This window comes from Arthrobacter sp. TJ-170, assembly GCF_058269305.1.
Window position 1 is genome coordinate 127,335 of sequence record NZ_JBZCNL010000008.1, and the last position, 16,988, is coordinate 144,322.

Here is a 16,988-nt window from a genome sequence, read left to right on the forward strand (position 1 = left end):
CTTGCTGGGTCGGTTTGGTGCGGGTCTCTTACTGTCCGGGAGCGGCTTGCGTGGGTGCCGGAATTGTTCCGCCGTCCGGGAGCTCTGCAGGCGCTGCGGCGGCTTCAGGCAGGTCAGCCGCGGATTCCGCGGCGGACTCTACCGGCTCCGGGGCGGCAGGGGCAGCAGCTTGGCTCGGCACGTTCACAGCGGGTGCCGGTACAAGAACTGGCGGTGCATCGGACTCCTTGGCTGGTTCCGGGCTTCCGGTGACTGCCAACGAATCTACATCAATGGTCCCGAAAGTCGGGGAGGCAACCATGTCGAGTTCATGCGCCGCCGCCGCGAGGTTTTGCGGCGCCCTGAGGTTCTCAAGCTTTTGCGTCAGGGCCTGATTCTTCTCAGCGAGGGCTACTTCCTCTCCGCGCATCGAAACCAGCTTGTACTGGCTGCTCGATACCGAGATGTTGAGCATGAGGACAACGATCAGCGCGGCAATCAAAGCAGCCATCGAGAACACGGCGAAAGGGACCCGGCCGCGCGTGGGCGCAGCGGGAACCACAGAGAGGGGGGTGCGGCGTCGTTCCCGCCCTGGCTGCACGACAGGATACGACACCGCCGGATGCTGAAGGGCCCGAGCCGTATTTCCGGCTACTGCGCCCCCCGCTGCGGAAGCGCTGTGATGCACAGATGGCCTCTGCTGCACTGATTGGCTCATCTTGCGTTCCTGTCTGTCGTGCTGGTTCTAGTACGTTCCACGGCCCTGAGCTTGGCCGACGCGGCCCGTGGGTTGTCGGCAATCTCCTGATCGGTGGGAGCTTCGGTGCCCTTGGTGAGGGTCTTGAGATACGGCTTGTGCTCTTCGAGCTCCACCGGGAATCCGACCGGTGCAGATGATCGCGTTCCAGCCGTAAAGGCCGCTTTCACAATCTTGTCCTCGAGGGAGTGGTAGGACATCACGACCACTCTCCCGTGAACGCCGATCGCGTCGATTGCGGCCGGGATTGCGCGGGTAAGTACGGACAGTTCCTCGTTGACCTCGATACGGAGTGCCTGAAAAGTGCGCTTTGCCGGGTGTCCCCCCGTCCTGGCGGCACCAGCGGGGACTACCGAGCGAATCACGTCGACGAGTTCGCCGGTGGTAGTGAACGGTTTGTCCTGCCGCGCCGCGAAGACTGCTGACGCGATACGTCCTGCGAACTTCTCCTCGCCCCAGGTCCGGATAATCCGTCGGAGCTCGTCCTCGGAATAGGTGTTCACGACATCCGCGGCGCTCTGCCCCGTGCTGGTGTCCATCCTCATGTCGAGGGGCGCGTCGTAGGAATATGCGAAGCCGCGCTCACGCTCATCAAGCTGCATAGAGGAAACGCCGAGGTCGAACAGCACGCCGTGCACCCGGTCGATGCCGAGGTCCTCGAGCACCGAGGGGATTTCGTCGTAGACGGCGTGCACAAGGTCTGTGCGGCTTTGATATGGAGCGAGTCGCTCGCCGGCGAGTCGCAGCGCCTGCCGGTCCCGGTCTATCCCAACGAGGTGCAGTCCACTGAACCGTTGCAGCAGCGCTTCGGAATGCCCGCCCATGCCCAGGGTGGCATCGACGACGACGGCATCCTCGCCGGCAGCTTCGACGGCGGGAGCGAGGAGGTTGATGCACCGACCCAGCAGAACGGGAACGTGCCGTTCCTGGGTGGGACGCTCCTCCCCCATACGCCCGCTCCTTCCTGCTGACTCGTTCAGGCTGCACCTGTGTGTGAACGTTGTGTTGGTTCTTCGATCAGATCCCCATCCGCACCTGGCCTCCGTCTGCCTGACTCCGGGGAAGGTGAGTCAGGTAGCCGTCCGCTGGGCGGCTGGAGGTTTCATCCAAGATCCTCCGGCAACTCAGTAACGCTGTGTTGTAGTTCGTGGCTGGCAATCACGGTCAGATGATTCCCGGCAATGCATCCTCGTCAGTTTCGGAGAAGGCAGTTTCCTTCTCTTCGAGATAGTCATTCCAGGCGGTCGCGTCCCAGATCTCAGCGCGGCTTCCCGCTCCGATTACTGCGAGCTCCCGGTCCAGCCCCGCGTAGGTGCGCAGCGCCGGCGGAATGGTCACCCTTCCCTGCTTGTCCGGCACCTCATCTGAAGCACCGGACAGGAAAACGCGAATGTAGTCCCGCGCCTGACGCGATGAGATTGGCGCCTCACGCATCTGCTCATGGACCTTCTCGAACTCCCGCTGACTAAAAACGTAGATGCAGCGCTCCTGCCCCCTGGTCAGAACCAAACCCTCACTCAGCTCGTCGCGGAACTTAGCGGGAAGGATCAACCGCCCCTTCTCATCCAGCCGTGGCGAGTGTGTTCCGAGGAACATCTGCCACCGCCTGTCCGTCCGGGAGGGCCAAGCGCAACCACTACGCTCTTATGTCCCCCACTTTACTCCACAATCCTCCCCCGTCAATGCACTACCGCCCCCGTCGCTCCCTTTTCTCAGCCGGGAGTGGCTCACTGATGCGGAATGAGGAGCGTGGAGGGAAGTGGAGCGATATTCAACACTCCGGAACCGCTGGCAGCTCGACGAGCGCGCGGGCGCTCGTTAAATGTCACGGGGCCCGCCTTTCGGCGGGCCCCGTGGGGGAAAGTGGAGGAAGTTGGGGGCTAGGGTTGATCCCGTTTACGCTCGTCCCACTTTTCTTCGAGAGTGCTGAGGAAACCACCGCGCGGAGGACTGGACGCCTTGGTCGCTTTACCTGAACCCGGCGTCGATCCTTCAAGCTTTGTTTTGCTGGTGGCGTAGTACACACCGGCGCCCATGACGAGGAAGCCCAGAACTCCAAGAGGAATGAACTGGTTCCAGATTCCCAAAAGCAGTACCGCGAGACCCGCAATAGTTACGAGCGATCCGATCACAATGCGACGCGTGGACATTGAGCGGTTGCTGCTCGACGCCATAGAGTGTGCAAACTTGGGATCGTCGGCATGAAGTTGCTGTTCCAATTGATCAAGCAGTCGCTGCTCGTGCTCCGAGAGTGCCATCACTGCCTCCTTGCTACTGATACCGAATCCCGTAAATCCAACAACGAACTCAGCCGGGAACAAGTTCCCGGCTGCCGCCGCCGCGGATTCGCTGCAGCTTGCTGATTTGGGCGGGTCAACACGTGGTCGAATCCCTACTAATAAGGATAGTTTGCATTGAGTCCGAGGGAAAGCCACAGTAAGGCAACGAAGCCGCCGCCACGCACACCAAATCACTCCTCCGCCGCGTGATCCGGCTGGTGTCCGTCCCTCGTGGCGGACGGGGGTTTCAGCAACCGGGCAGGCATGACCATTGACGCTCCAAATTTGACGTTCACCTGATCGAGGGCCTGCTCCGCCAGGCGCCAGTTGTCGTCCTGACGGTCGATCGTCAGTTGATGGGAACTGCCTGCCGCGCCCTCAAGCCGCTCCGCGCGGATTCCGATGAGGCGCACGCTGAGCGGGCGCTCTCCGACCGATTCGAGGAGCTGGCACGCCGCCGTGTACAGCGCATGGGCGCTGTCAGCCGGCTCCGGCAGACGGCGCGAGCGTGTCAGCGTGGAGAAGTCCGCGTAGCGAAGCTTCAGCGATACCCCAGCGGCGCGCAGTTGCCCTGACCGCAGTCGGAATGCCGTTCGGTGCGCGAGGCGTAGCAGCTCCGCGTGAAGTGTGTCGTCGTCAGCGATATCGGATGCGAAAGTCTCCTCGGCACCGATGCTCTTCTCCTGCCTGTTCACCGTGACCGGACGGGGGTCCTTTCCCCAGGCGAGCCGGTGGACGTGGGCTCCGCTTGCACCCAGTGTCCGCTGCAGCGCGGTCACGGGCGTACGGGCAACATCCTCAACGGTCCGTATTCCCAACCGCGCGAGGACTTCCTGGGTCTTGGCACCCACTCCCCACAGTGCCGAAACGGGGAGCGTGTGCAGGTACTCGACAGTTCGTGCGGCCGGGATCAGTAACAGCCCGTCCGGTTTGGCGCGCGTGGAGGCGATCTTGGCCACGAATTTGGTGGAGGCAATACCCACGCTGGCCGTTATTCCGAGCTCTCGGTGAATTGTCGTTCGAATCAGCTCGCCGATGGCCCTGGGTGATCCAAGTCGGCGCAGAGACCCTGCGACGTCGAGGAACGCTTCATCCACGCTCAGCTGTTCTACCAGCGGGGTGATCGTGCCGAATATCTGCATGACCGAGGCTGACACCTCGGCATACCGGTCATGATGCGGTTCGAGGATCACTGCGTGGGGACAGAGCCGCATAGCGGTGGCCATGGGCATTGCGGACCGGACTCCAAACCGCCGTGCCTCGTAGGAGGCCGACAGTACAACCGATCGGCCCGACGGCGACCCGGCGATTACCGCTTTGCCGCGAAGGTCCGGCTGGGACAGCAACTCCACCGATACATAGAAGGCGTCCATGTCCACGTGAAGAATTGTGCAGTCCGCATCCTCGATACCCGCGAGGTCGGAACGGACGGACATGTTCCTCATTCTAGCGTCGGGCACCGTCAATACCGGCGGCCGGCCTGTAGAGCGTGACTCCGGAAGGGACCGGTTGCGAACGCCTAGACTGGGCCTATGACTGACGGTACCGCTGCTCCTTCCACCCACGTACAGGATGAGCAGGACCGCTTCCGTGAGTCCCTCTCAGAGGCTACCCGGAGCTTCCTTTCCGCTCAGCGCACCGTTCTAGAGAGCGTGTCCGCGGACAGCGCAGTGCTCGTTGATGCAGTAGAACGACTGGCAGCCGGGGGCAAAAAGATGCGCCCCCTGCTGTGCTATTGGGGCTGGCGGGGAGCGGGCGGAGCAGCGGACGATGCCGGCGTCGTGACTGCCGGCATGTCACTGGAGCTCTTCCAGGCCGCCGCTCTGATGCATGACGACATCATTGACCGCTCCGATCTCAGGCGCGGCGCCCCCAGCGTGCACAAACAGTTTGAGCGCCGCCATGACGAAGGCAGTTGGCATCTCGATGCGGAACGCTTCGGGGCAGGCGCAGCGATTCTGGCCGGTGACCTGTGCCTGTCACTCAGCGAAGAGGCATTTGCTTCCATTCCCGGGAGACCGGAGAGGATCGGCAGCGCACGAGCCATCTTCAATCGGATGCGCACCGAAGTCATGGCCGGCCAGTATCTTGACCTGCTGGAAGAAGCTGTAGGGCCGGATCGCGCGCCCCGTGATGCTGCGCAGCGCGCGCTCAGCATTGTGCGGTTCAAGTCCGCCAAGTACTCCACTGAGCATCCACTGTGCATCGGCGGCGCGCTCGCCGGGGCCTCGCCGTCGATACTTGCCGGCTATTCATCCTTCGCACTTCCCCTGGGAGAAGCTTTCCAACTGAGGGACGATCTACTGGGCGTCTACGGTGATCCGGCGCTCACGGGGAAGCCGGCCGGTGACGATCTACGGGAGGGCAAACGCACAGTTCTGATTGCGAAGGCTCTCGAGGCCGGAACTTCAAGCCAGAACAGCAACCTGAATGAGGGGCTCGGTCGTGCCGGACTAAGCGAGGACGAAGTCCTGCACCTGCGAAGCATCATCGACGCAACGGGTGCGCGCGATGAAGTCGAAGACCTCATCGCGAAACGTGCCCGCGCAAGCTATGAAGCCCTGGAAACGCTCCCCCTGGATTCACACTGCAGGGACGCGCTCTCTTCCCTTGCCGATGCCGCGGTCACCCGGGTTGCCTGACGGAACAGCTACCACGCCATAGCCTGGGCCCGACGGCGGATCTCGGTCTTGCGCCCTTCCTTCAGCGCGTCAATGGGCCGGCCGGGAAGGGACTCGTCTTTAGTAAAGAGCCAGCGGATGATCTCTTCATCCGAAAAACCTGAGTCACCAAGGACAGCAACTGTTCCTTTGAGGCTTTCGAGAACGTGACCATCGGTGATGAATTCGGCGGGCACCGATCGGATCCCGCGATCGGTTACGCGCACCGACACCAGCGAACGCTCATTGATCAGCCCATGGACCTTGGTAATGGACAGATCGAGCGCTTCCGCGACGTCGGGAAGGGTGAGCCAATCGCCCACGAGATTCTCCAGTGTATTCACGCCTTAAGGGTGCCACGCCTACCGGCCCCAACTCCACTCAGCGGCTGTCCCAACCTACTCATCTTTCGACACGCCAATACTGCGCAAATACTGAGCTTTTCTGAACTGCATGGTAAGTGACTCATGGTGTAGATTCACATGAGTCACACAGGTAACACTAACAACTTGTGTATCAACTGCACCATGGGTCTCGGGGATAACGGCGGCATCTGCTGCGCTCCTTGCCCTGCCATGCGGGGAACGCCCGCCAACACAGATTGAGGACAGACAATGACCGCCCAGCGCCCGTCATCGCCGCTGAACGTGCCAGCCACCCGTATAGCCCCATTCAGGAACCGCGGAATAGGTATCGCGGTTTCTTCTGCCGCAATCCCCGCCGTCGTACTCTCTTCGGTTGCCCTGGCATCTCCCGCCGCCGCAGCTCCGGCCTCAAGCCACATCGCTTACCAGCCTTTGAAGACCATCCCGGGTGCCGCTGCTTCAACCCCAACCGTCATCCCCGCCGCCCTGGTTGCGACCCAGGTGCCCCGCGTTGTGCCCATGCAGAGCTCCCCCGCAACATATGTTGTCCGTGCAGGTGACACCATCAGCGGCATCGCCGCACGCCACGGGCTGGCCATGCAGGCGGTCCTGAAAGCGAATGGTCTGAAGGCAAGTACGGTCATTTACCCCGGCCAGAAGATCAAGCTCTCCGGTTCCGCGTCCGTCCCGGCGCCGGCCAAGCAGGCCGCTCCCGCGAAGCAGCAACCGTCCGCCACGTACACGGTGAAGTCCGGCGACACGCTCGGCGCGATCGCAGCCCGCCATGGAATCAGCCTCTCAGCAGTGCTGAAGGCCAACGGACTATCGATGACTTCCGTCATCCATCCCGGCCAGAAGATCAAGCTCTCGGGTTCCTCGGCAGCACCGGCCCCGAAGGCCGCAGCTCCCAAGCCCGCAGCACCCAAACCATCCACCTCGTCCTCCGCGGCCGCGTATGTCATCAAGCCCGGCGACACCCTGGGCGCAATCGCTGCGCGCCACAAGGTAAGTCTTGGGTCCATCCTCTCGGCGAACGGGCTCTCGATGACCTCGGTCATCTACCCTGGCCAGAAGCTCAAGCTGAGCGGCGGCTCAAGTACAGCCGTCCAAAAGCCCGCAGCGCCGAAGCCGTCCACACCGTCGGTCGGCGGCACGTACACCATCAAGGCCGGCGACACCCTCGGCGCAATCGCGGCCAGGCACGGCGTCAGCCTCAATGCGCTGCTTTCCGCCAACAAACTCACCGCAAGCACGATCATCCATCCCGGCAAGAAGCTCACCATTCCCGGCGGGTCAAAGGCGACGTCGGAGAAGAAGCCCGCTGACCTCGTCCCATCGACCTTCCTCCACTACACCTACCCGGACGCAGTGGTGGCAGAAGCCAACAAGAACAAGCACACCCTGAACAGCCTGCCGGCACCCTCGCAGGCGCAGATGAAGGCGATCGTCGCGGACACTGCGCGCAGGATGGGAGTTGACCCAAGCCTGGCGCTCGCGTTCTCCTACCAGGAGTCGGGATTCAACCAGCGGGCGGTCTCGCCTGCCAATGCGATCGGAGCCATGCAGGTCATTCCAATGTCCGGTCAGTGGGCCTCCGAGCTCGTGGGCCGGAAACTGAACCTGCTTGACCCCTATGACAATGCAACAGCAGGGGTCGCGATCATCAAGGCGCTCATCCAGTCGAGCCCCAACCTGGACACCGCCATCGCGTCCTACTACCAGGGTCAGTACTCGGTGAAGACGCACGGCATGTTCGCTGATACCAAGAACTACGTGGCAGCTATCAAAGCCCACCAGAAGAACTTCCGTTAAACACACAATTCCTGCTGCGCCCGAACAGCGGCCGATGCCCCACCAACCTGTGTTGGTGCGGGGGTCGGTCGCTGTTTCACTTAGTATCGAAGGGTGCGCGAGCGGCCGAAAGACTCACTGGTGGACACCGTCGTGGACGGGCGTTACCACGTTCGTTCGCGGCTGGCGCGCGGCGGCATGTCGACCGTCTATCTGGCAACCGATCAGCGCCTTGAGCGGGATGTGGCGCTCAAGGTGCTCTACCCGCACCTTGCTGAGGACCAGCACTTCCTGGAACGGTTCGAGCGGGAGGCCAAGTCCGCAGCAAGGCTCTCCCACCCCCATGTCGTAGGAGTGTTGGATCAGGGCATCGAGGACGGACCCGACCACGGGGTCGCCTACCTGGTCATGGAGTATGTACCGGGCAGGACACTCCGGGATCTCCTGGGGGAACGCGGGCGCCTGACACCGCGTCAGGCACTCGCCATGCTTGATCCGGTGATTGAGGGATTGGGTGCGGCGCATGACGCGGGGCTTATCCACCGGGACGTAAAGCCTGAAAATGTGCTGCTCGCCGAACGAGGCGGTATCAAGATTGCCGATTTCGGGCTGGCGCGCGCAATCTCCGCGGGTACCAACACCGGCACGCTGGTGGGTACGGCCGCGTATCTGCCCCCGGAACTGGTGACGGGTAATGCGGCGGACGCCCGCAGCGATATCTACTCGGTCGGCATCATGCTGTTCGAGCTCCTCACGGGTAAGCAGCCGTACCACGGCGACGCTCCCATACAGATTGCGTTCCAGCACGTGAACTCCCGGGTTCCGGCGCCCTCCACCCTCGTACCGGGATTGGCGGAAGATCTCGATGAACTGGTGCTCTGGTGCACCGCCGTCGATCCGGAGGAACGCCCCATCGACGGGAACGCCCTTCTCGGTGAGGTGCGCCATATCCGGACAACGCTGAGTGACGCCGAACTCGACTTCGGCAGTGAACACCAGCTCGCCCCGACTGCCCGCAATACACCGTCAGACTTATCCGACGACGACGGCGGCCACACAGAAGTGATTGCCGGCCCCTTCCCTGACACTGAGGCGGTGGGATCGCACCCGCACCCAACCGAGGTCATCGGTGACCATGGCTCCCCCACAACCGCGGTCGGCATCGGCTCCAATCCCACCGCAGTTCTTCGCTCCACCCCGGTTGCCGGATCCATGCCCGAGCGGAAAATGGACGCCGCCGCACGCGAGAAGCTTGCGGCCCGGGATTTCAGGGCCTACCGGAAAGAGCAGGCAAAGGCTGCCCAGCGGCCGGAGAAGTCTCTGCGGCCAGGCAGCGGGCGCCGCCGGAATGCTCTCCTCATCATCCTTCTGTCCCTTCTTGCGCTTCTGGCCGCTGCAGCCGGCTGGTTCTTCGGTGTCGGACCCGGTGCGCTCGTGGCCGTTCCGGATGTCTCCAGCAGATCGGTGAGTTCGGCGGAAGCACTGCTCACGGAGGTCGGACTGGCGTCGAGCGCAGAGCAGGTTCACTCCGATACCGTCGCAGAGGGACTTGTCATCGCCAGTGACCCGGACGCCTCCACTCCCGTTCGGCCGTGGGAGGAGATACAGTTGCTCGTTTCCCTGGGTCCTGAACTTTCCCCGGTGCCCGCGGTTGCCGGGCTTGCCGAAGCAACAGCGGCCGCCACCCTCGTTGCGGCCGGTTTCGACGTGGAAGAGGTGACGCGCCAGTTCAGCGACTCTGTCGCCGAAGGCGAAGTCATCGCGACTGCGCCTGCGGAGGGTGAACCGGTCGCATTAGGGACACCCGTGGTTTTGGTGGTTTCACAGGGCCCTGAGCCGGTCGCTGTGCCCTCGGTCGTAGGACTTCCCGAGGATGAAGCTGTCAGCGCTGTGGAGCGTGCCGGGCTCGCAGCCGTTACGGCTCCCGAGCCGGTCAATGACGTCGAGGTGCCAGCCGGGTCCGTCCTCGCGCAGAGCCCTGCGGACGGGCAACTGCGGCCCGGTGAGGCGGTCACGCTGACACTGTCCGCCGGACCCCGCATCCTTCCGGTACCGGACGTATTCTCCGATCCGGAAACAGAGGCCATCGCCGAGCTGGAAGCGGCCGGATTCACCGTTGAAGTGGACTACGCATTCGGGCGTCCGGTGCTGGGACTGGTCGCCGGACAGGACCTGACAGGCGAACATCCCGAGGGGTCAACGGTCACCATCACGGTGACCTGAAAGTCACCGAAGGCGGCCGGTTCGTCCGCCTTCGGTGGGTGTCACGGTCAGCGCCGCGACAGCGCGCCTGCCACGAGGAAGGCCATCTCCAGGGACTGCATGTGGTTCAGACGGGGGTCACATACTGACTCATACCGGTCGAGGAAGGCTTCCTGATCGATCGGGTCTGCTCCGCCGAGACACTCGGCGACGTCGTCACCGGTCATTTCGACGTGAAGCCCACCGGGGAACGTGCCCAGCTCATTGTGCACCTCGAAGAATCCGCGCACTTCGTCCATGACGTCGTCGAAATTGCGGGTCTTGTACCCGTTCGGGGAAGTGACGGTGTTTCCGTGCATCGGGTCGGTCACCCAGAGGACCTGCGCACCGGAGTCGGTCACGCGCGATACGAGGTTTGGCAGCTTCTCACGGATGTTCTTGGCACCCATGCGCGTGATGAACGTCAGGCGCCCCGGCTCCCGGTTGGGATCGAGCTTGTCGATCAGGGCCAGCGCATCATCCGGTGAGGTGCCCGGACCGAGCTTGACGCCGATGGGGTTCCGGACGCGTGAAAGAAAATCGATGTGGGCGCCATCGATGTCACGGGTACGCTCGCCGATCCACAGGAAGTGGGCGGAGGTGTCATAAGGCAGGCCCGTCCGTGAATCGGTGCGCGTCAGCGCACGCTCGTACTCGAGCAGCAGCGCCTCATGGCTGGCGAAGAACTCGACGCGCGTCAGGGCGTCGAAGTCGGCTCCGCAAGCTTCCATGAAACGGACAGCGCGGTCGATCTCGCGTGCAAGCGATTCGTAGCGCGAGTGGGCCGGGTTGGCCGTGAAACCCTTGTTCCAGTGATGAACGAGGCGCAGATCCGCGAAGCCGCCCTGGGTGAACGCGCGGATGAGGTTCAGCGTGGACGCGGAGGTGTGATAGGCGCGCACCATCCGGGATGCGTCGTGTCCACGGCTCTCCGGAGTGAATTCATATCCGTTCACCATGTCACCGCGGTAGGCGGGCAGCGTCACGCCTTCACGGGTTTCGTCATTCGATGAACGCGGCTTGGCGAACTGGCCGGCCATGCGGCCCATCTTGATCACGGGAAGGGAAGCACCGTAGGTGAGCACTACCGCCATCTGCAGGATGGTCTTCACGCGGGCGCTGATCTTGTCAGCAGTGGCGCCGTCGAACGTTTCCGCGCAGTCGCCTCCCTGGAGGAGGAATGCTTTGCCCTGCGCAGCGGCAGCAAGCCTTTCGCGGAGCACATCCACCTCGCCCGCGAATACCAACGGCGGGAGCATCGAAAGCTCCGCCATGGCAGACCGATGCACCGCGGCATCCTGCCAGCTGGGCTGCTGCGAGATTGCCAACTCCCGCCAATTGTCCAGCCCCTGTTCGGGTACTGCTGAATGGGGAGCGGAGGTCAAGGTTGTTTCGGTCACTACTTAAGCGTAATGGCTCCACAGGACGACGACGGACCCTGCTGTCATTCAGCGGCCCGTTGCGTCACACAGCACGGCTACTGGGATCGCCGTCACGCTTTACCCTGGTCTTTTTAGGATGGGCACGAGAATGTCCATCGTCGTCGGCTTCGGCCGGCTCACGCCCGACCGTGCGGACTTCGCCCGGCAAGGGACTGTCAACGCTTGGGGGCAGGGAGGTGTCCGACGACGGCGGCACAGCGTTCGCCGGCCTGGAGCCTTCCAGCCGAACGGCAGCCTGACGCGTCGGATCGGCGGGCCGCTCGGTCTTATTCCCGGTCTTCTTGCCCGCTGTCTTGGCACCGGCCAGACGTTCCTTGACGCTGCTGGCATAGACATCAACGTACTCCTGGCCGGAGAGCCTCATCAGCGCGTACATGATCTCGTCGGTAACGGAACGCTGGACGAAGCGGTCGTCGGCCATTCCGGCGTAGCGACTGAAATCCATCGGTTCACCGACGATGATGCCCACGCGTCGGATATTCGGGATCCGCCGGCCGATGGGCTGCACCTTGTCGGTGCCGATCATGGCTACCGGTATGACCGGCACTCCGGTTGCGAGAATCAGTTTTGCCACGCCGGTTTTGCCGCGATACAGCCGGCCGTCCGGGCTTCGCGTCCCCTCGGGGTAGATGCCCAGCACACCACCGGAGTTCAGCACCGCTTCACCCGCGGAGAGCGAGGTCGCCGATGCTGCACCGCCGGAGCGGTCCATCGGCAACTGGTTGGAGAGCCTGAAGAATGTTGCGGTCAGTTTTCCCTTCAGGCCCTTACCGGTGAAGTACTCCGATTTGGCAAGGAAAACCACGGGACGCGGCACCGCGAGGGGGAGGAATATGGAATCCGAGAAGGACAGGTGGTTGCTCACGATCACAGCTGCACCCGTTGCCGGAATGTTGTCCAGGCCCTTGACCCACGGCCTGAACAAGAGATTCACAAGGGGACCGATAAAGATCCGCTTCATGATCCAGTAGAACACTCTGCCAGCCTTCCTGCGTGGATGTTCCGATTATCTGGAAACAGGCAAATACCATGCGTTCCGCTAACGGGCTTCTTGGAACACTACTCTAAGGGCGGACGGTGTGCGGGATCTCACTGGCAGTGTGCCGACCGCGGTGACACCATTGAAACTATGACGGCTGATCCCGCTCTTGCAGCGTTCTCCTCCAACGGTTCGGGCAGCCGCGCACGGGTTGGCGTGGTTCTCAGTCATGGCTTCACCGGCTCGCCTGCGAGCATGATCGAATGGGCGCGGTACCTTGCGGACCAGGGCTTCGCGGTGCGGCTGCCCTTGCTTGCAGGTCACGGCACCACGTGGCAGGAGCTCGCCAGAACGCCGTGGCAGCACTGGTACAAGGGAGTCGAAGCTGCTTACCAGGAGCTCGCGGTTGAGACAGACTCGGTTGTAGTGGCGGGGTTGTCGATGGGCGGTGCGCTTGCTCTTCGGCTGGCGGCGCTGGAACCGGTGGCCGGCGTCGTCCTCGTCAATCCCGGCCTCACCATGGCCGATCCACGCGCACGCTATGTGGGCCTATTGAAATATCTGCTCAAATCCGTCCCGGCGATCGGCAACGACATCCGTAAGGAAGGCGTGGATGAGCGGGCCTATGCCCGCACGCCGGTTGCGGCCGTTCATCAACTTGTGCGGCTCTTCCGTGACACCACCGACCGTCTCCCCGAAGTCACGGCGCCCGCGCTGGTGTTCCGGTCAAATACCGACCGGATTGTCCCGGAGAGCAGCCTCGAAGTTCTGCAGCGGCGCATAGGGAGTGCAGACTTGGAGATAATACGGTTGGAGAACAGTTATCACGTGGCCACCATGGACCACGACCAGGAGCTCATTTTCGAGCGCTCCGCAGCATTCATCGAGCATGTGACGGCAGGAACTACCGCATGAGTCCCCGAGCACAGGACCCCAACGAGTCCACTGACGACGCCGTTTGGCAGGACCTCGTCGCACGTCTGGAGGAAACGCCCAGCAGCGAACTGCCCGAGCGGCAGTCATCCGACCCTGCATCCTCGGACGAGGAACGTGTGCGGGCGATCTTCGAGGGCCAACCGGCACAGGTTCCCGCCGGCCCACGGGATTACTCCGCACCCGAGGAGGACGATGACGGCTCCTACCAGCCCCCCGAGCCTCCCCCGCTGGGGGTGGGTGATCCCCTCGTGGTGCTTGCCTGGCTGGGCGCGGTGGGCGGTCCCGTTACGCTGCTGCTGATCGCGATGTTCTGGCGGTCGGCGTCCACCACGGTGATGCTGGGCATCGTCGCCATCTTCATTGCGAGCGTGACCTTCCTGATTTTTCGTCTCCCGAAGACACGTGATTACGACGACGACGGCGCGGAAGTCTGACTACCTGCCGGCGGCTCAGCGCCGTTCGCTGAAGCGGCTTGACGACAGGGTGCCGTACGGCCTGCCCAACAGCGGTCGATACCGGATGCGGGATAGGTCCGCAGCGCCGACGAGCCCTGCGTCCGGGCCCAGGGCAGCCGAGGTGATTTTCGCCGCGGGTCGGAAGCCGCGCCCGGTCAGGTTCCGTTCAAAGGCACGCCGCGCCGGGTCAATCAGGAGTTGTCCGGCCGCCCCGAGTCCGCCACCAATGACGAATGTCCCGGGGTCCAGTGCCGCTCCAAGGTTCGCGAGGCCGAGTCCGAGCCACTGCCCGACGTCGTCAATCAGCTCCCGGCAAACCGGGTCGCCCTCAAGAGCCAGCCGGGTGACCACCGCGCCGGTGATGGCGTCAACGTCGCCGCCCACTTCGTGCAGCAGGGTCTGTGCAACCGGCGAGTTCGCTGTGGCCAACTCCCGGGCTTCACGTCCGAGCGCGTTGCCTGAGGCGTACTGCTCCCAGCATCCGCGGTTGCCGCACTCGCAACGATGCCCGTTGGGGACGATGATCTGGTGACCGAATTCCCCTGCCACGCCATGGCGTCCGCGTTCGAGCACGCCGTCCATGATCATGGCGCCACCTATTCCGGTGCCCAGCGTGATTAGCACGAGCCGCGGCTCGCCGCGGCCTGCTCCGAAACGCCATTCAGCCCAGGCAGCGGCGTCGGCATCGTTGAGTACGGTAACGCGCCGGCGCAGGGCTTGCTCGAGGTTGGCCCTCAGGGGTTCGTTGCGCCACGCGAGGTGAGGGCTGAACAGCACGGTCCCGTTGTCCAGGTCCATCCATCCCGCCGCACCGATTCCCACCGAACGGATACGGCGCCCGCGCCCGAGCTCGCGCACGAGGTCAACGATGATCGATTCCACTGCGCGCGCATTCTGGCCGGGTGTCTCCCGACGGGCCGAGGCGACGATCGTACCGTCGGGGTCGACGACGCCGGCCGCCACCTTCGTTCCGCCGATATCTATGCCGATCGCGAGGCCACGTGCACGAAGGGGCCGGGCAGCGTATCGGGAGCTCGCCGCTTGCGGCGCGCGGAGTGGCCGACGGTTCCCGGCGCCGCGGCGGAATCCGCCCGCTGTGGCGCCCTCATCTGGTTCCATCTGCATGGATGCCGGCCTCCCGCCGTCGTTCTGGGACTGTGCCGCGCCGAATGCAACGGTTCACCGTTACCGTTTCGTACATTACTGGAGAGTAAGAGCGACCGGAAAAGCTATAGGCTAGAAAAATCTCGCAGGATGTGACGAATATCAAAGGAGATTCCCGTGCGCGAAATCAGCGTTCCGGTCAAAGTGCAGGTCCCTCGGGACAGTAACACCACTCACCTGGTGGTGAAGCAGGCCGAGAAAGCCAGTAATCCTGCCCTGTTTGCCACCAAGGATGCCTCCGGGCAATGGTCCGATATCCGCGCCACGGAATTCCTTTCCGATGTTCGCGCAATCGCCAAGGGTCTGATGGCGAACGGTGTGGGACCTGGCGATCGAGTGGCCATCATGGCGCGCACCCGGTACGAGTGGGCGCTGGTGGATTTCGCCATCTGGTTCGCGGGCGCTGTGTCCGTGCCTGTGTATGAAACTTCCTCTCCGTCGCAGGTTGCCTGGATCCTCGGTGACTCGGGCGCCCTCGCCGCCTTCGTTGAATCCGGCCGGCACGAGAACGTCGTCCGCCAGGCGGTCGCTTCCGAGAACCTGGATGCCTTCCGGGAGGTCTGGCAGTTCGACGGCGGCGGGTTGGACACCCTTCGGGCAGCAGGAACCGGCATCGACGATGCAGCGCTTGAGGAGCGCCGCCTGATCGCGGACCTGGACGATATCGCGACCATCATCTACACCTCGGGGACCACCGGAAAGCCGAAGGGTTGCGAACTTACGCACGGCAACTTTGTGGAACTGTCCGAAAACGCCGCCGCGTCGCTGCCCGAGGTCGCCCACGAGGGCGCGCAGACCATCATGTTCCTCCCCCTGGCTCACGTCTTCGCCCGGTTCATCTCCGTACTGTGCGTCGCAGCAGGCGCCACGGTTGCGCACACGCCTGACGTGAAGAACCTGCTCCCCGACCTGCAGAGCTACAAGCCGAGCTTCATCCTGGCCGTCCCGCGCGTGTTCGAGAAGGTCTACAACAACTCGATGCTCAAGGCCGAGGACAGCGGCAAGGGCAAGATCTTCCACGCCGCTGCCGACGTTGCGATCGCCTGGTCCAAGGCGGACCAGGCCGGCAAGGTAGGTCTCGGACTGAGGATCAAGCACGCCGTCTTCGACAAGCTGCTCTACGGCAAGATCAGAACCGCGATGGGCGGCAGGGTGCAGCACGCCGTGTCCGGTGGTGCACCGCTGGGCGACCGCCTGGGCCACTTCTTCCACGGCATTGGCCTGATGGTGCTCGAGGGCTACGGACTGACCGAGACCACCGCTCCGATTTCGGTGAACACACCGCAGAAGATCAAGATCGGCAGCGTCGGCGCTCCCCTGCCCGGCAATGCGGTCAAGATCGCGGACGACGGCGAAATCCTCGCCAAGGGAGTCTCGGTTCTGAAGGGCTACTTCAAGCGGCCCGACCTCACGGAGGAAGCCTTCACCGACGGTTGGTTCCACACCGGCGACATCGGGCAGCTCGATGAGGACGGTTTCCTGAGCATCACCGGCCGCAAGAAGGAAATCATTGTGACCGCCGGCGGGAAAAACGTCATCCCGGCACAGCTTGAGGACACAATCCGTGCCAACGCGCTCGTGTCCCAGTGCGTTGTAGTCGGAGACCAGCGGCCATACATCTCAGCGCTGATCACCCTCGATGAGGAGGCTCTGCCCGGGTGGCTCGAGCGGCACGACCTTCCGGCTGAAACCACCATGGCTGAAGCGGCCCGTCACCCCGCGGTCGAGGCGGAAATCCAGGCTCTCGTGGATTCCGCCAACGAGTCGGTTTCGCAAGCGGAAGCCATCAAGGTCTTCCGTATCGTTGAGCAGGACTTCACCGAGGCGAGCGGCCACCTCACGCCCTCGATGAAGATCAAGCGCGCGCAGGTGCTCAAGGACTACTCCTCGGTGGTCGATGAGATCTACTCGCAGCCCCGCACGCAGTCGGCGGGATAACC

15 protein-coding genes are annotated in these 16,988 nt (G+C 63.3%); 6 read left to right on the forward strand and 9 right to left on the reverse strand.

All coding sequences use genetic code 11. From position 1 onward, the window contains the following. Positions 1–28: 28 nt before the first annotated feature. From ftsL to dinB, 5 genes are all read right to left on the reverse strand, one after another. The gene (ftsL, locus tag AC4D1W_RS14660) at positions 29–595 is read right to left on the reverse strand and encodes a cell division protein FtsL (RefSeq protein WP_490899202.1); all 567 of its coding nucleotides are present in this window, start codon (positions 593–595) and stop codon (positions 29–31) included. Positions 596–693: 98 nt separating this feature from the next. After that, a complete protein-coding gene (rsmH, locus tag AC4D1W_RS14665) occupies positions 694–1,686 on the reverse strand; it encodes a 16S rRNA (cytosine(1402)-N(4))-methyltransferase RsmH (RefSeq protein WP_490892422.1) in 993 nt (330 codons plus the stop codon). A 214-nt stretch (positions 1,687–1,900) separates the two neighbouring features. Beyond that, positions 1,901–2,332, reverse strand: coding sequence for a division/cell wall cluster transcriptional repressor MraZ (mraZ, locus tag AC4D1W_RS14670; RefSeq protein WP_490892423.1), 432 nt, complete (start codon positions 2,330–2,332; stop codon positions 1,901–1,903). Between the two features lie 284 nt (positions 2,333–2,616). Further along, positions 2,617–2,994 carry an SCO2097 family morphological protein gene (locus tag AC4D1W_RS14675; RefSeq protein ID WP_490899203.1) on the reverse strand — a complete coding sequence of 126 codons (378 nt, stop codon included), beginning with the start codon at positions 2,992–2,994 and terminating at the stop codon, positions 2,617–2,619. 212 nt (positions 2,995–3,206) lie between these two features. Next, the gene (gene dinB / locus AC4D1W_RS14680; protein ID WP_490899204.1) at positions 3,207–4,451 is read right to left on the reverse strand and encodes a DNA polymerase IV; all 1,245 of its coding nucleotides are present in this window, start codon (positions 4,449–4,451) and stop codon (positions 3,207–3,209) included. A gap of 96 nt (positions 4,452–4,547) precedes the next feature. On the opposite strand from dinB, the gene AC4D1W_RS14685 reads away from it, so the two are divergent. After that, on the forward strand, positions 4,548–5,657 hold the full coding sequence (locus tag AC4D1W_RS14685; protein ID WP_490899205.1) for a polyprenyl synthetase family protein: 1,110 nt from the start codon (positions 4,548–4,550) through the stop codon (positions 5,655–5,657). Positions 5,658–5,665: 8 nt separating this feature from the next. On the opposite strand, the gene AC4D1W_RS14690 is transcribed toward AC4D1W_RS14685, so the two are convergent. Then, complete coding sequence (locus AC4D1W_RS14690; protein ID WP_490899206.1) at positions 5,666–6,019, reverse strand: Rv2175c family DNA-binding protein; 354 nt, start codon at positions 6,017–6,019, stop codon at positions 5,666–5,668. 270 nt (positions 6,020–6,289) lie between these two features. On the opposite strand from AC4D1W_RS14690, the gene AC4D1W_RS14695 reads away from it, so the two are divergent. After that, positions 6,290–7,852, forward strand: a complete 1,563-nt coding sequence (locus tag AC4D1W_RS14695) for a LysM peptidoglycan-binding domain-containing protein (RefSeq protein ID WP_490899207.1) — start codon at positions 6,290–6,292, stop codon at positions 7,850–7,852. A 93-nt stretch (positions 7,853–7,945) separates the two neighbouring features. Further along, positions 7,946–10,054, forward strand: coding sequence for a Stk1 family PASTA domain-containing Ser/Thr kinase (locus tag AC4D1W_RS14700; RefSeq protein ID WP_490899208.1), 2,109 nt, complete (start codon positions 7,946–7,948; stop codon positions 10,052–10,054). Between the two features lie 47 nt (positions 10,055–10,101). On the opposite strand, the gene AC4D1W_RS14705 is transcribed toward AC4D1W_RS14700, so the two are convergent. After that, positions 10,102–11,472, reverse strand: coding sequence for a class II 3-deoxy-7-phosphoheptulonate synthase (locus AC4D1W_RS14705; protein ID WP_490899209.1), 1,371 nt, complete (start codon positions 11,470–11,472; stop codon positions 10,102–10,104). Positions 11,473–11,536: 64 nt separating this feature from the next. Next, positions 11,537–12,475 (reverse strand): lysophospholipid acyltransferase family protein, encoded by a 939-nt coding sequence (locus tag AC4D1W_RS14710; RefSeq protein ID WP_490892431.1) that lies wholly within the window; start codon positions 12,473–12,475, stop codon positions 11,537–11,539. A 168-nt stretch (positions 12,476–12,643) separates the two neighbouring features. On the opposite strand from AC4D1W_RS14710, the gene AC4D1W_RS14715 reads away from it, so the two are divergent. Together AC4D1W_RS14715 and AC4D1W_RS14720 are read left to right on the forward strand one after the other, a co-directional pair. Next, positions 12,644–13,408 (forward strand): alpha/beta hydrolase, encoded by a 765-nt coding sequence (locus AC4D1W_RS14715; protein ID WP_490899210.1) that lies wholly within the window; start codon positions 12,644–12,646, stop codon positions 13,406–13,408. Continuing rightward, positions 13,405–13,863: a hypothetical protein gene (locus AC4D1W_RS14720; protein WP_490892433.1), complete on the forward strand. Its 459-nt coding sequence runs from the start codon at positions 13,405–13,407 to the stop codon at positions 13,861–13,863. Before AC4D1W_RS14715 ends, AC4D1W_RS14720 begins: the two co-directional genes overlap by 4 nt. Before the next feature lie 15 nt (positions 13,864–13,878). Here AC4D1W_RS14720 and AC4D1W_RS14725 read toward each other — a convergent pair whose 3' ends face one another. Continuing rightward, on the reverse strand, positions 13,879–15,009 hold the full coding sequence (locus tag AC4D1W_RS14725) for an ROK family glucokinase (RefSeq protein ID WP_490899211.1): 1,131 nt from the start codon (positions 15,007–15,009) through the stop codon (positions 13,879–13,881). Between the two features lie 156 nt (positions 15,010–15,165). Between AC4D1W_RS14725 and AC4D1W_RS14730 the strand changes: the two genes are divergently transcribed. Continuing rightward, on the forward strand, positions 15,166–16,986 hold the full coding sequence (locus AC4D1W_RS14730; protein ID WP_490899212.1) for an AMP-dependent synthetase/ligase: 1,821 nt from the start codon (positions 15,166–15,168) through the stop codon (positions 16,984–16,986). The last annotated feature ends 2 nt before the right edge of the window (positions 16,987–16,988 follow it).